General features: G+C 67.1%; 11 protein-coding genes. 3 read left to right on the top strand and 8 right to left on the bottom strand.

From position 1 onward, the window contains the following. Positions 1 to 52: 52 nt before the first annotated feature. The 6 genes from SB751_RS07215 to SB751_RS07190 form a co-directional block, all read right to left on the bottom strand. Positions 53 to 1,903, bottom strand: coding sequence for a methyl-accepting chemotaxis protein (locus SB751_RS07215; protein ID WP_144199843.1), 1,851 nt, complete (start codon positions 1,901 to 1,903; stop codon positions 53 to 55). A 129-nt stretch (positions 1,904 to 2,032) separates the two neighbouring features. Continuing rightward, entirely contained in the window at positions 2,033 to 3,691 is a 1,659-nt protein-coding gene (locus tag SB751_RS07210) for a PAS domain-containing methyl-accepting chemotaxis protein (RefSeq protein WP_211943270.1), read from the bottom strand. An 80-nt stretch (positions 3,692 to 3,771) separates the two neighbouring features. Then, positions 3,772 to 4,260, bottom strand: a complete 489-nt coding sequence (locus tag SB751_RS07205) for a chemotaxis protein CheW (protein ID WP_144199839.1) — start codon at positions 4,258 to 4,260, stop codon at positions 3,772 to 3,774. Positions 4,261 to 4,443: 183 nt separating this feature from the next. After that, positions 4,444 to 4,827 (bottom strand): response regulator, encoded by a 384-nt coding sequence (locus SB751_RS07200; RefSeq protein WP_144199837.1) that lies wholly within the window; start codon positions 4,825 to 4,827, stop codon positions 4,444 to 4,446. Between the two features lie 211 nt (positions 4,828 to 5,038). Next, positions 5,039 to 7,024, bottom strand: a complete 1,986-nt coding sequence (locus tag SB751_RS07195; protein ID WP_144199835.1) for a putative bifunctional diguanylate cyclase/phosphodiesterase — start codon at positions 7,022 to 7,024, stop codon at positions 5,039 to 5,041. Positions 7,025 to 7,157: 133 nt separating this feature from the next. Further along, positions 7,158 to 8,936 carry a methyl-accepting chemotaxis protein gene (locus SB751_RS07190; protein ID WP_144199833.1) on the bottom strand — a complete coding sequence of 593 codons (1,779 nt, stop codon included), beginning with the start codon at positions 8,934 to 8,936 and terminating at the stop codon, positions 7,158 to 7,160. A gap of 570 nt (positions 8,937 to 9,506) precedes the next feature. On the opposite strand from SB751_RS07190, the gene SB751_RS07185 reads away from it, so the two are divergent. Beyond that, positions 9,507 to 9,815, top strand: coding sequence for an H-NS family nucleoid-associated regulatory protein (locus SB751_RS07185; protein WP_144199831.1), 309 nt, complete (start codon positions 9,507 to 9,509; stop codon positions 9,813 to 9,815). 118 nt (positions 9,816 to 9,933) lie between these two features. Here the strand turns inward: SB751_RS07185 and galE are convergent, their stop codons facing one another. Both galE and SB751_RS07175 read right to left on the bottom strand, forming a co-directional pair. Continuing rightward, complete coding sequence (gene galE / locus SB751_RS07180) at positions 9,934 to 10,953, bottom strand: UDP-glucose 4-epimerase GalE (protein ID WP_144199829.1); 1,020 nt, start codon at positions 10,951 to 10,953, stop codon at positions 9,934 to 9,936. 130 nt (positions 10,954 to 11,083) lie between these two features. After that, complete coding sequence (locus tag SB751_RS07175; RefSeq protein WP_186296897.1) at positions 11,084 to 12,148, bottom strand: tyrosine-type recombinase/integrase; 1,065 nt, start codon at positions 12,146 to 12,148, stop codon at positions 11,084 to 11,086. Between the two features lie 173 nt (positions 12,149 to 12,321). Between SB751_RS07175 and SB751_RS07170 the strand changes: the two genes are divergently transcribed. After that, positions 12,322 to 12,753, top strand: coding sequence for a nuclear transport factor 2 family protein (locus tag SB751_RS07170; RefSeq protein WP_092295976.1), 432 nt, complete (start codon positions 12,322 to 12,324; stop codon positions 12,751 to 12,753). A 49-nt stretch (positions 12,754 to 12,802) separates the two neighbouring features. Continuing rightward, positions 12,803 to 13,798 carry an NAD(P)H-dependent flavin oxidoreductase gene (locus tag SB751_RS07165; protein WP_149138671.1) on the top strand — a complete coding sequence of 332 codons (996 nt, stop codon included), beginning with the start codon at positions 12,803 to 12,805 and terminating at the stop codon, positions 13,796 to 13,798. The last annotated feature ends 7 nt before the right edge of the window (positions 13,799 to 13,805 follow it).

Below are 13,805 nucleotides of genomic sequence, written 5' to 3'. Positions count from 1 at the left end.
GCCGGGGCGCACGGCGCGACTGGGCACGGCAGTCAGAACGGCGTGAGGCCGGTCAGAATGCGCTCCAGTCGCCGTTGTCGGATCCATTACCGGCCGCCGTGGCGGACGGACGCAACAGCTTCGGCTCGGCCGCTTCCGTGTCGTCGGCGGCTTCCGCTGCCGCCGCACCGGCACCCGCCACGACCAGCGCCGTGCCAGCCGCCTTGTTACGCGCGCCACGGGCCTTGGCACCCTTCGCCGAGGTTACCGCCTTGACGCCGGGCCGGGCCACCGAACGCGCCGCAGGCGCGGCCGACAGGCCCAGCGCGGGCGCCGTCGTCGCCGCATCGTCATGCGACAGCTTGTAACCCGACACCGAATCCTGCAGCTTCATCGCCTGATCCTGCAGCGAGCCCGCGGCAGCCGCGGCCTGCTCCACGAGCGCCGCGTTCTGCTGCGTCACCTCGTCCATCTGCGCCACGGCCTGGTTCACCTGTTCGATGCCCGAACTTTGCTCGGCCGAGGCCGCGCTGATCTCGCCCATGATGTCGGTCACGCGCTTCACGGCCTGGACGATCTCGCCCATGGTCGTGCCCGCCTGGCCCACCAGCGCCGCGCCGTTGTCCACGCGCGCCACGGTGTCGCCGATCAGGCCCTTGATTTCCTTGGCCGCGTTGGCGCTGCGCTGCGCCAGGCTGCGCACCTCGCCAGCCACCACGGCAAAGCCGCGGCCCTGTTCGCCGGCACGCGCCGCTTCCACGGCGGCGTTCAGCGCCAGGATGTTGGTCTGGAAAGCGATGCCTTCGATCACGCCGATGATGTCGACGATCTTGCGCGAGGCCTCGTTGATCTCGTCCATCGTCTGCACCACGCGGCCCACCACCTCGCCACCGCGCACGGCGGTCTCCGAGGCATTGGCGGCCAGCCCGCTGGCCTGACGTGCGTTATCGGCGTTCTGGCGCACCGTGCTGGTCAGCTCTTCCATGCTCGAGGCGGTTTCCTCGAGCGAGGCTGCCTGCTGCTCGGTACGCTGCGACAGGTCGTTGTTGCCAGCCGCGATCTCGCGCGATGCCGTGCCGATCGATTCCGCCGATTCCTTGAACTCGCGCACCATCGACGACAGTTGCTCCTGCATCTGGCTCATGGCCAGCAGCAGGCTGCCACGGTCGCCGTTGCGCAGCGCCACCTTGCCCGAGAAGTCGCCGTCGGCGATCTGCGAGGCGATGGACGCCGCATAGTCGGGCTCGCCGCCCAGCTGCTTGGACAGCTGCCGCGCCAGGAACCAGCCCAGCAGTACGGAAAGCCCCAGGCCACCCACCACCAGGATCAGCATCAGCACGCGCGAGCTGTTATAGACGCTGGTCGATTCGTCCATATTGGCCTTGGCGCGCTCGTCGCGACGCTTGACCATCTTGAACAGCACGTCTTCCAGCGCGCGGCTGTCCTTGAGCAGGTCAGCGCTCTCGGTGAACACGGTGGACTCGAACTGCGACGTGTCCAGCGGCTGCTTGCCGACCAGCGCCACATACTTCTCCATGCGCTCGCGGAAGGCCGGCAGCAGCGTTTCATACTGCTTGACCATTGCCTGGCCTTCCGGCGCCGAGAACGAGTCCTTGGCGGCCTTCACGCGCGACTCCATGGCGGCCAGCGATTTCTCGATGGTCTCGCGCTCGGTGGCGCGCTCGCCCATCGTCGAGGCGGACAGCAGCGCGATCTGCGAGCGGCTGGCGTAGACGAGGTTGATATTGCCGTCCTGCACGGCCTTCAGTGCCTGCAGGTCGCTGTTGTAGATCTTGCCGGTCCATTCCGCCATGCGCCCCATATTGACAACGCCCAGCAGGCCGACGATGGCGCCGATTACGGAAACGACCAGGAAGCCGGCAATGAGCCTGGTCGTAACGCGCAGTTGATTGAACCACTGCATAGAACTACCCCCTTCTGTCAAAAAAGACCGGGATGGGCATCGGTTGCCGCCTCCCGCGTTGTTATCGCGGCCGCAAGGCCGCTCTTACCCCGTTCCTGGCGCCACGTTGTGCCCGTGGCGTCTTGACGTTCAGATACTTGCGTACCCGGCTCCGCTCCCCACTTCCGGCGCCGGCAGGCCCTTGCGCGGGCGCGCCGGCCGGACTTCGGCCTGCAAGCTGACGCGGAAGGTGGATACCGACTCGCGCAACCGGTTGGCCTGTTCTTCCAGTGCGCCGGCCGCGGCAGCGGCCTGCTCCACCAGCGCAGCGTTCTGCTGCGTCACCTCGTCCATCTGCGCCACGGCCTGGTTCACCTGTTCGATGCCAGAACTCTGCTCCGCCGATGCCGAACTGATCTCGCCCATGATGTCGGTCACGCGGCGCACGGCCTGCACGATCTCGTCCATGGTTGCACCCGCGTCGCTCACCTGCGCCGCGCCGTTCTCCACGCGTGCCACGGTGTCGCCGATCAGGCCCTTGATTTCCTTGGCCGCGTTGGCGCTGCGCTGCGCCAGGCTGCGCACCTCGCCCGCCACGACGGCAAACCCCCGACCCTGCTCGCCGGCCCGGGCTGCTTCCACGGCGGCGTTCAGCGCCAGGATGTTGGTCTGGAAGGCGATCCCTTCGATCACGCCGATGATGTCGACGATCTTGCGCGAGGCCGCGTTGATCTCGTCCATTGTCTGCACCACGCGGCCCACGGCGTCACCGCCGCGCACGGCGGTGTCCGAGGCATTGGCAGCCAGCCCGGTCGCCTGGCGCGCGTTGTCGGCGTTCTGGCGCACCGTGCTGGTCAGCTGCTCCATGCTCGAGGCGGTTTCCTCGAGCGAGGCCGCCTGCTGCTCGGTGCGCTGCGACAGGTCGTTGTTGCCGGCCGCCACCTCGTGCGTGGCCGTGGAAATGTTCGCCATGCCTTCGTGGATGTCGTGCACCACGGACAGCAGGCTGCGCTGCATGGTGCGCATGGCCCGGGCCAGCGCGCCGATTTCATCGTTCGATTCGTGGTCGAAGCCAGTGGTCAGGTCGCCCGCGCCCATGCGCAGGGCGAAGTCGAGCATCTCGCCCACCGGGCGCTCCACCCGCGTCACCAGCATCGAGCCCGCCGCGAACGAGGACAGCACGGCGAGCCCGAAGGCGCCCCACAGCCACGGCCACAGCTGCGCCGCGGCCTCCGGCGCGAGCCAGTGCGCACCGCCCGCGGCGGCCAGGAACCAGACCAGGCCGGCCAGCTGGGCCCAGAGGATGCGGCGCTTGAGGTCCACGCGCGTCAGGCGGCCCAACAGCCCGGCGAGGCCCGTGCGCACCACGGCGCCATCGCGAATCGCCAGCCCGCGCGCCCGGTTCTCCCGGAAGCGCTGGTACAGCGCGGCGGTGGCATCGATCTGCTCCCGGCTGGCCATCGCCCGGACCGAGGTGTAGCCCACTACGCGGCCCGCCACGCGCGTGGGCGTGACGGTGGCCAGCACCCAGTAGTGGTCGCCGTCCTTGCGGCGGTTCTTGACCAGGCCGGTCCAGGACTGGCCGGCCTCCAGGGCGCGCCAGAGATCGGCGAACGCCTCCGGCGGCATGTCGGGATGGCGCACGAGGTTATGCGGCGCGCCGAGCAGTTCCTCCGCCGTGAAGCCGCTGGTCTCGATGAACGCCCGGTTGGCGAAGGTGATCCGTCCCTTGAGATCGGTTCGCGAAATCAGATAGTCGTTCGGCGAGAGCAGGTGCTCGCGTTGGGTTACAGGCTGGTTGTTGCGCATGTCTCGTTGCTGCGTAAATGCCGTGGGCGCCAGCGCGCTTTGTCAGGCGTGCGCGCCGTAGGCCGGTGTGAAGTGGGGGGTCAGTGGCTGCTGGCCGCGGCGTCGATGGCGGCGAGGTCGTCGATGTTCATCAGCTTCTCGATGTCCGCCAGGATCAGCATGCGGCCCTCGAGCGAGCCCAGCCCGCGGATGTATTCGGTGTCCACGCCGCCGGAGAGCGCCGGGGCGGGCTTGATCTGCGCCGGCGCCAGCGTCAGCACGTCTGACACGCCGTCCACCACGATGCCGGTGGTGCGTTGATTGAGATCAACGATGATCACCACGGTGTACTGGTCGTAGCTGACCTCGGCCTGGTTGAACTTGATGCGCAGGTCGATGATGGGAACGATGGTGCCGCGCAGGTTGATCACGCCCTTCAGATAGGCGGGCGCGTTGGCGATCTGCGTCACCGATTCGTAGCCGCGAATCTCCTGCACCTTCAGGATGTCGATGCCGTACTCTTCGCGACCCAGGCGGAACGCGAGGAATTCCTCACCCGCGCCGTCTGCCTTGTTGATGCTCGTATTCATGGTTGCCCCCGCTGGCTGGATGGGTCGAGGCCGGGGTTCCGTGCCCCTTGGCTTGTGGCGACCCGCGATTTGCGACCCACAATATGCGGCCAGAGGCAGCCGGCACACGCCGGACACCTGCTATGGCCCTCCAGTATTTACGGCATCAAACGGGGTGAATGAAGGGCGACATGGACCCGGACATTACCCCTCCGTGGGAGGGGTCAGCAGGGCTTCCACCGACGCCATCAGCTCGTCCGGATCGAACGGCTTGGCCAGGAAACCGGACGCACCGGCCTCGCGGGCCTGGTCGCGGATGCGGTCGTCGTGCTCGGTGGAGAGCATCAGGATCGGCACGCCGGCATAGGCCGGCAACGCCCGCAGCGCGCGGATCAGCGTCAGGCCGTCCATGCCGGGCATCACCTGATCGGTCACCAGCATGCCGAAGCGCCCTTCCAGCGCCACCTCATGGGCTTCCTTGCCGTCAGCGGCCTCCGTCACCGTGTAGCCACCAGCCCGCAGGCAGGCGCCGATCATGCGGCGAAGGGAAGGCGAGTCGTCGACGACGAGAATGCTCGGGAGGGACATTGGGGGGACTCCGGGGGTAAAAGTTGGTCCGCCTGCGTGCGTGCAACGGGCGCGCGGGCGCCCAGGCGGCTGGCGACGGACGGGCCAGCCGTGTGCACGCGGTACGCGTGCCACTGCCCTGTCTTCAGCATAACGTCCCGTTCGCGCACGGATTTGAGGCAACAACACGCCAATTAGAGGGAAGCCTCTAATCCGGGAGACTGGCGCGGTGTCAGGCGCGCAGCGGTTCGGCGCCGTACAGGGTATCGGCGAAGGCCGAGGGCTCCAGCGGCAGCGCCATCAGGAAGCCCTGCACTTCGTCGCAGCCCATGCCGTGCAGGATGTCCAGCTGCGAGTTCGACTCCACGCCCTCCGCCACCACCTTCATGCGCAGTTCGTGCGCCAGCGCCACCATCGAGCCGACGATCGCGCGGCCCTGCGGGTCCGTATCGAGCCCGCCAATCAGCGTCCGGTCGATCTTGAGCGTGCCCACGCGCAGCCGCTTCAGGTAGCCCAGGCTCGAATAGCCGCTGCCAAAGTCGTCCAGCGCCACCTGGATGCCCAGCGCCTGCAGCTCCGCCAGCGTCTCCAGCGACTTGCCGATGTCCTTCATCGCCGCCGTCTCGGTAATCTCCAGCGTGATGGCCGAGGGCGGGATGTCGTGCTGGTGGATCTGCTCCAGCAGGTACTGCGGGAAATTCCGGCTCGCGAAACGCAGCCCGGACACATTGATCGCCACCGGCACGATGGGCAGCCCCGCGTCGTGCCACTGGCGCACCTGCGCGCAGACCGTGGCGATGACCCAGTCGTCGAGCTTGTCGATCTGGCCCGACTGCTCCGCCACCATGATGAATTCGGCCGGATTGACGGCGCCCAGCGTGGGATGGCGCCAGCGGCACAGCGCCTCGGCGCCCACCACGCGGCGGGTCTTCACATCGAACTTCGGCTGGTACATCAGCTTCAGCCCATCGTCCTGGATGGCCAGCCAGAGGTCGCGCCGGATCACGCGCATGCGGCGCGCGCGCTCGCCGGCGGCGGAATTGAACACGCGCACCTGGTTGGAGCCGCTCTCGCGCGCCTCCGCCAGGCTCACGCGGGCGGCCTGCATCAGCGCCTCGGAGGTCTGCGCGTCGCGCGGATAGATGGCGATGCCGATATTCACGCCGATCTGCATCTGCAGGCCCCGCGCCGCCACGAACTCGGCCAGGGAACCGAGCACGCGCGAGCCCAGTTCATGGGCCCGGCTGTGCTGCACCAGTTCCGGTACACCCACCGCAAATTCGTCGCGCGCCAGCCGGGCCAGGAAATCGTGCGGCTCCAGCGCGGCCTGCGCCAGCGCGCCGGCGTCCTGGGCGAGGATGTCGTCGGCGCGCACCTCGAATACTTCGTCCACCTCGCGGAAATCGGCAATATGGATCAGCAGCACCGCGCAGCCGGTCTCGGAGAGCCGGGCATGGGCGATGGTCTGGTCGAGCCAGCGCGCGAACGCGTTGCGGTCCGGCAGGTCGGTGGCCACGCTGTACTCGCCGACCGGGGCCTGTCCACGCGCGGCGGGCCGCACGGTCAGGCCGGGAATGCGCGGCGGACCGCGCCGCCCCGCGCGCTGGTCCTGGCGCGAGAGCATGCCGGCCGGCAGTTCGTCGATGCCCTCGCCCGCCAGGGCCGGCTCCACGCCAGCCGGTACGGGCAACCAGCCGCGCGACTGCGCACGGTGCACGGCGAACATCGCGGCGCAGAGCAGCGCCAGGCCGCCAGCCAGCCAGGCGGGGGCGGGCAGTCCGGTGGCTTCCACGCAGGCGCGGGCGCTCAGCGCCGTGCCGCCGCACACGCGCCCCAGGCGCGCGCCGGCCACGGCCACCAGGCCGGCGCCCGAAGCCATCGCCAGCGCCACGGCCACGCCCCAGCCGCGCCGGCCCTGGCGGAACCAATGGAAGATGGGGGGAATCACTTGCGCGACGATCGCCGTCGCCGCCAGCGTGGCCACGAACGTGGCGGCCATCTTCACGCCGTCATTGGCGGCGGTGAGCGTGCCGGAGGCGATGGCCACCCAGACCGGCATGCCGAGCGTGGCCTGCGACATCAGTGCCGCCGACCACGTCAGGCTGCGCGCGACCTTGCGACCCGGCGTGCGGTCGCCCGAAGCCGTGCGGCGCCAGCGCGCGGCGGCAAGGCCGAGCACGGACGCAAGCAGCAGGAGGCTGTAACTCGTGGCAGTCATGGGGGCGGCGCGTTGGTGGCGGGCACGGATGCCGGCATGTCCTCGATGCGGGCCATCGGGCAGCCCGCATCACGGCATCCTGTCTCCGCCATGTGAACAGTCAAGCGCTTGCTTCGAACGAGGATCGGGACGATCAGAACGCCGCCCAATCGTCGTCCGCACGCGAGGCCGCGGGGGCACCCCCGGCTGCCGACAACTGCGGGCGCACCAGCGCAGCCTCGCGCGACTTGCGCACCACCGGCGGCCGCGCGCTGGCGGGGCGGGCAGCGGCCCGTGTCGGGGCCGGGGCCGGCGACGACATGGCCAGCTTCGGCGCGGCATGCAGCGGGGCCGGCACGGCGGCGCGACGGCCGTCCTCGCCACCCAGCGTGAACACCGACACCACGTTCTTGAGCTTCTGTGCCTGTTCCTCGAGCGCGCCGGCGGCTGCCGCCGCTTCCTCGACCAGCGCCGCGTTCTGCTGCGTCACCTGGTCCATCTGGTTCACGGCCTGGTTCACCTGCTCGATGCCGGTGGTCTGCTCCTGCGACGCCGCGCCAATCTCGTTCATGATGTCCGTCACGCGGCGCACGGCCTGGACGATCTCGCCCATGGTCTGGCCGGCCTCGGCCACCAGACGCGTACCGCTTTCCACGCGCTGGCCCGATTCGCCGATCAGCGTCTCGATTTCCTTGGCGGCGTTGGCGCTGCGCTGCGCCAGGCTGCGCACCTCGCCGGCCACCACGGCAAAGCCACGGCCCTGCTCACCGGCTCGCGCCGCTTCCACGGCGGCATTCAGCGCCAGGATGTTGGTCTGGAAGGCAATGCCCTCGATCACGCCGATGATCTCGACCACCTTGCGCGAGGCGCCGTTGATCTCGTTCATCGTATCCACCACGCGGCCCACCACGTCGCCGCCCTTCATGGCGATCTGCGACGCCTCGCCAGCCAGCACCCCAGCCTGGCGCGCGTTGTCGGCGTTCTGGCGCACCACCGTGGTCAGCTCCTCCATGCTGGCCGCGGTCTGCTCCAGCGACGACGCCTGTTCCTCGGTGCGCTGCGACAGGTCCGTGTTGCCGGCGGCAATCTGCTGCGTGGCCGAGGCAATCGAATCGGTGCCGCCGCGCACTTCCGCGACGATGCCCGACAGGCTCTCCTGCATCTTCGCCAGCGCCTGCATCATCCGGCCGACCTCGTTCTTCGACATGCTGACGATGCGCGAAGTCAGGTCGCCGCGCGCCATGCGCTCGAACACGTCGAGCGCTTCCTCCACCGGGCGCACGATCGCACGGTTCAGCATCACGGCCGCCATGAAGGCCACCACGATACCGGCCAGGATCAGGGCGATCGACAACAGGCGAATGTTCTCAAAACGGGCCTGGGCGGCTTCGAAGCTGCCCTTCGCCACGTTCATCTGGAATTTCTCGAGCTTCTCGTGCGCCGCGGACATCGCGCGCTGGAGGTCAGGCAGCACGTCGCGGGCCAGGCGCAGGGCCTCCTCGCGGTTGCCGGCGACCAGCGCCTGCTGGAGCGGGGTCACGCCCTTCTCGAAGAAAGCCTGGCGCGTGGCGGCCAGCGGGGTGGCGAGGGTCTTTTCCTCATCGCCCTGGGGCAATGCCGAATAGCGCTTCCAGCCGGCGTTGGACGACTCCACGAAAACCATGGAGCGCTCCACGTGCTTCTTCATGTCGTCGTTCTCGCTGCCGGGCATCACGCCACGGTCCAGCGCCAGGCGCAGCCGGGTGGTGCCCAGCATCGCCTCGCTCAGCGAGAGCGCCGAGGCAAGCTGGTTCGAATAGGTTTCCTTCAGCGCATCATTGGTTTGCGAGATGCCATGCAGCCCAGCCCCGCCAACGAGCAGCAGGATTGCGGTCAGCACGACCATGGCGCCCCGCAAAAGTGTCTTGATCTGAATATCGTTGTGAAAGGACATGATTCGCTGAATGAAAAGGAGGAAACCCGGCGCCCTCCCGGCACCGGTCCGGCAGGCGGACACCCCTGGCAGCCTGCTCAAGACACGATAACGGCGCGGTCTCAACCATCCTTGAGGCAACTGGCAAATGGAATTCCCGGTGTGGATAAGGGACCCCAGGCGAATGCGCAAAATGCGGTGACATACACTGCACATATGCACCGGATGCGTTGCACAAAACATCCGCCTGAAACAGGCGAATTGTCCGAAATGCAGCAGAATCCGAAACGCGCCGGCAGGGCCGTTCAGCGCCCGCTGAATATCATCGCCTTTTGTACGCGCGTCCGTACGTGGCCCTGTGGTATCGATGGATATCCTGACCGCCCGGGTATTCGCCCTGGCGTTACCGGGAATGCCCCTCGGCAAATGCCGGGGGGCGACAGTTCACCCCGATAAAAGTTCAGGGGATTAAGTGATTTGAGACTTTTCGCAAATTAGCCCCCAGCGCGGAAAAGGGATTTGCAGTACCAGGTCCAGCGGTTATAATGCCCACGACTATTCGCGGACCCATCTATAAATCGAGGCTTGGAAATGGCGACCTATCAGGAAATCGTTCAGAAAATCAGCGAACTGCAGAAGCAGGCGGAAGAGATCAAGTCGCGCGAGCAGGCGGCTGTGATTGCCGATATTCGCGAAAAAATCGAACAATATGGCCTGACTGCCGACGATCTTGGTTTTGGCAGCGGCAAGGCCGTGGCCAGCAAGAAGGCCGCGCGCAAGGTGCCGGTGCGCTATCGTGACAGCGCGGGCAATACCTGGACCGGCCGTGGCAAGCGTCCGGGCTGGCTGACCCAGGCCCTGGCCAACGGCAAATCGGTGGAAGATTTCCTGATCCGCTGATCGCCGCGTCCACCGCACCAACAAAAAACCGGGCCAAGGCCCGGTTTTTTGTTGCGATTCGTTTTGTTCCGCTACGTTATCCCCACCGCCGCAGAAACGGGTACGCGCCCGTCATCGGTCAGCCCGCAAACCCGTTCGGGTTCATGGACTGCCAGCGCCACGAGTCCTCGCACATGCGGTCGATGTCATGCTGGGCGCGCCAGCCAAGCAGTTCCCGGGCAAGCGCCGGATCGGCATAGCAGGAAGCGATATCACCCGGCCGCCGCGCCACGATCTCGTAGGGAACGGGCCGGCCGCTCGCGCGTTCGTAAGCCTTCACCACCTCCAGGACGCTGTAGCCCCGGCCGGTGCCGAGGTTCACGGTCATGCCGCGCGGCTGCTCGCGCAGGTATTTCAGGGCCGCCACATGGCCGTCGGCCAGGTCGCAGACGTGGATATAGTCGCGCACGCCGGTGCCATCCACGGTGGGATAGTCGCCGCCATAGACGCTCAGTTTCTGCCGGCGCCCGCCCGCCACCTGGGCCACATAAGGCATCAGGTTGTTGGGAATGCCGCCCGGGTCTTCGCCAATCAGCCCGCTTTCATGGGCGCCAACCGGGTTGAAATACCGGAGATATCCGATTCGCCAGCTTTCATCCGAAATCTCGAGATCGCGCAGAATCTGCTCGCCCATCAGCTTGGTCTGGCCGTACGGATTGGTCGCGGACAGCGGAAAATCCTCGAGGATCGGCACGGCATGCGGATTGCCGTAGACCGTGGCCGACGAACTGAATACCAGTTGTTTCACGTTGGCCGACTGCATCGCCGCGCAAAGCGTCAACAATCCGTTGAGATTGTTGCTGTAATACTCGATCGGCTTGCTCACCGACTCGCCAACCGCCTTCAGCGCGGCAAAATGGATCGCGCCGGAAATCTTGTGTTCGGCGAACAGCTTGTCCAGCAACGCGCGGTCACGCACGTCACCTTCGACAAAATTGGGCGTTGCGCCGGTAATCCGTGCCAGGCGTTCGACAACCGCCCGGTTGCTGTTACAGAGATTATCGATACCGACAACGTTGTAACCCGCTTGGTGCAGTGCCACCCAAGTGTGGGAAGCAATATAGCCGGTGGCACCGGTCAGCAGTAAGGTCTCAGCCATGGAAAGGATCAGGGTCAGAAATGGGTTCGGGGGCGATGCCACGCGCCGGATCAGGCGCTTTACGCGGGGCGCTCATCATAGCCGGCGCGGGTTACGCCGAACATATCACGGCTGCATCACAGCGCCATCGTCAAGACGGCTGAGGCGCGGTGGACGCGGCCGGGGGCAGGCCGGCACGTGCCTGCCAAGCCTCATAGGCGGCGTGCAGCCGCCAGCCGGACTCCAGATCGCGCATGCCCAGCACCTGGGCCACCCTGGCCGGAGCGGTGCCGGCATCAAAGTGCATCGCGCCGCACGTATTGCGCAGCGTCTGCGGCGACGCCCGCTCGCGCCGCCCGGCCAGCACGCCGGCCTCCTCTAATAGCAACTCCACCCGACGGTAGATGGATGCCGCATGCATCGGCCGCCCGTTTGCCATCGCCGGGAAGACCAGTTCGCCGAGCGTGCCGGCGGCCGCGCGCAACGCCAGCCAGTGACGCAGCGGCGCATCGGCAAATGGGAACAGCGGCACGGTATAGGCGCGGCCGTTGTCCGGGCGCACCATGCGCAGGGCCAGCCCGGCGCCCTCTTGCGCGCCCTCTTGCGCGCCGCCTTCCCCCCTTTCGTCCAATCCGTCGATGGTCTCCACGCGCAGTGCCCGCACCTCGGCCACCTTCAGGCCGCCGCCCAGCAGCACGGCAATCAGCGCCACATCGCGCGCCCGCTTCCACTGCGTGGGCGAAATCCCGCGCGACAGGTCCGGACGCTCAAGCCCATCAGGCGACAGCACGCGCGCAACCAGCAGGTCCCGCTCGCCCGGCAGCAGGAAGGCCGTGGGGTCGTTGTCGCCCTCCGCCAGATGATTCTTCACCGCCTGACTCGCAGGATTGTGCAAATTCTGTTGCAGCAGCGACAGATGGTGAAAAACCCGCTCGATCAGCCGCGCATAACGATAGCGATGGCGCTTGTGCAAGTCCTGGGCATCGAGAAACGCGCCAATCTGGCCCGCCGACCACGTCAGCGGCGGCAAACCCTGCTCGCCGGACCAGCGCAGCAGCTTGCCCCACATCGCCCGATAGACGACGGCAGTGCCGTGCCGGAAACCGTGGCTGGCCAGCCAGCCATCGAACGCGCGCTCGGGTTGACGGTGCCAGGCGTCGAGGTCGGCATCGAACAGGGCATCGGGTTGCGGGTCGGCCCCGGAAGGCGTGGTCAAGGGCGCTCCTGAATGACGCGCCGCGAAAAAGCGGCGATGCGTGCATTGTAGACAACCCGGCACACGAAGCCGCTTGCAAAACGCCGCGGCGCCGTGATACCTTGCCATCCACTATGCAACCAGTTGCATAATTACGCGATACGATTCCCAACGACGTGATCGGAGGAGACCCGATGCGAAACCTCTCACTCGCGCCCGCCGCGGCGCAATCGCTGGATACATGGCACACGATGATCGCCACCCACAATATGGACGCGCTCGATTCCATCGTCGCCGACGAAGTGGTGTTCCGTTCCCCCGTGGCGCACACGCCCTACCCGGGCCGCGCCGCCATCCAGCTGGTGCTGACCACGGTGAACGAGGTCTTCGAGGACTTCCGCTACCACCGCAGCTTCGTCGGTGACGACCAGGCGAGCGTGGTGCTCGAATTCAGTGCCAATGTGGCCGGCAAGGCGCTGAAGGGCATCGACATGATCCGTTTCGATGCCACCGGAAAGATCGTTGAATTCGAGGTCATGGTGCGCCCGCTGAGCGCATTGCAGGCGCTTGGCGAGGCCATGGGCGCCCGCCTCGGCGCCCAGAAACACATCTTGCGGGGCGCCTGAGCGACTCGTTCTTCACGCATATCTGCATATCTTTCAGAGGAATCCCACCATGGCCCTGCCCGCCCTGCTCCAGAACCTGTCGCTGCCGGCTGTCTGCTCGCCGCTGTTCATCATTTCCAATCCCGACCTCGTGATCGCCCAGTGCAAGGCCGGCGTGGTCGGCTCGTTCCCGGCGCTGAACGCGCGCCCGGCCGAGAAGCTCGAGGAATGGCTGGACCGCATCACCACGGAACTGGCCGAGCACGACGCCAGGCACCCGGACCGCCCGTCCGCGCCGTTCGCCGTGAACCAGATCGTGCACAAGTCGAACGACCGCCTCGAGCACGACCTGGAACTGTGCGTGCGCTACAAGGTGCCCATCGTCATCACGTCCCTCGGCGCGCGCAAGGAAGTCAACGACGCCGTGCACTCGTATGGCGGCATCGTGCTGCATGACGTCATCAACAACACCTTCGCGCGCAAGGCGATCGAGAAGGGCGCGGACGGGCTGGTCGCCGTGGCCGCCGGCGCGGGCGGCCATGCCGGCACGCTGTCGCCGTTTGCGCTGCTGCATGAAATCCGGGAATGGTTCGATGGCCCGCTGCTGCTGTCCGGCGCCATCGCCAGCGGCAACGCCGTACTGGCCGCGCAGGCCGCCGGGGCGGACCTCGCCTATATCGGCTCGGCCTTCATCGCCACGCAGGAAGCCAACGCCCAGGACGCCTACAAGCAGATGATCGTCGACAGCTCGGCGGACGATATCGTCTATTCCAACCTGTTCACGGGCGTACACGGTAATTACCTGCGCAACAGCATCGTGCGCGCCGGGCTTGACCCCGAGGCCCTGCCCACCTCCGATGCCTCGAAGATGAATTTCGGCTCGGCGAGCGTCAAGGCGTGGAAAGACATCTGGGGCGCCGGCCAGGGCGTGGGCGCGATCAAGCGCGTGGTGCCGGCCGGCGAACTGGTGCGTCGATTTGTGGAGGAATATGCACTCGCCCGCCGCCGCCTGGGGTTGGCCGAGGCAGCGCCGGCCAGCGCGGCCTCCGCGCTCGACGTAGCCTGACGGTAGC

The organism is Cupriavidus sp. SIMBA_020 (assembly GCF_046535395.1).
Classification (GTDB): Bacteria; Pseudomonadota; Gammaproteobacteria; order Burkholderiales; family Burkholderiaceae; genus Cupriavidus; species Cupriavidus campinensis.
This window is presented reverse-complemented; position numbering and strand designations above follow the sequence as displayed.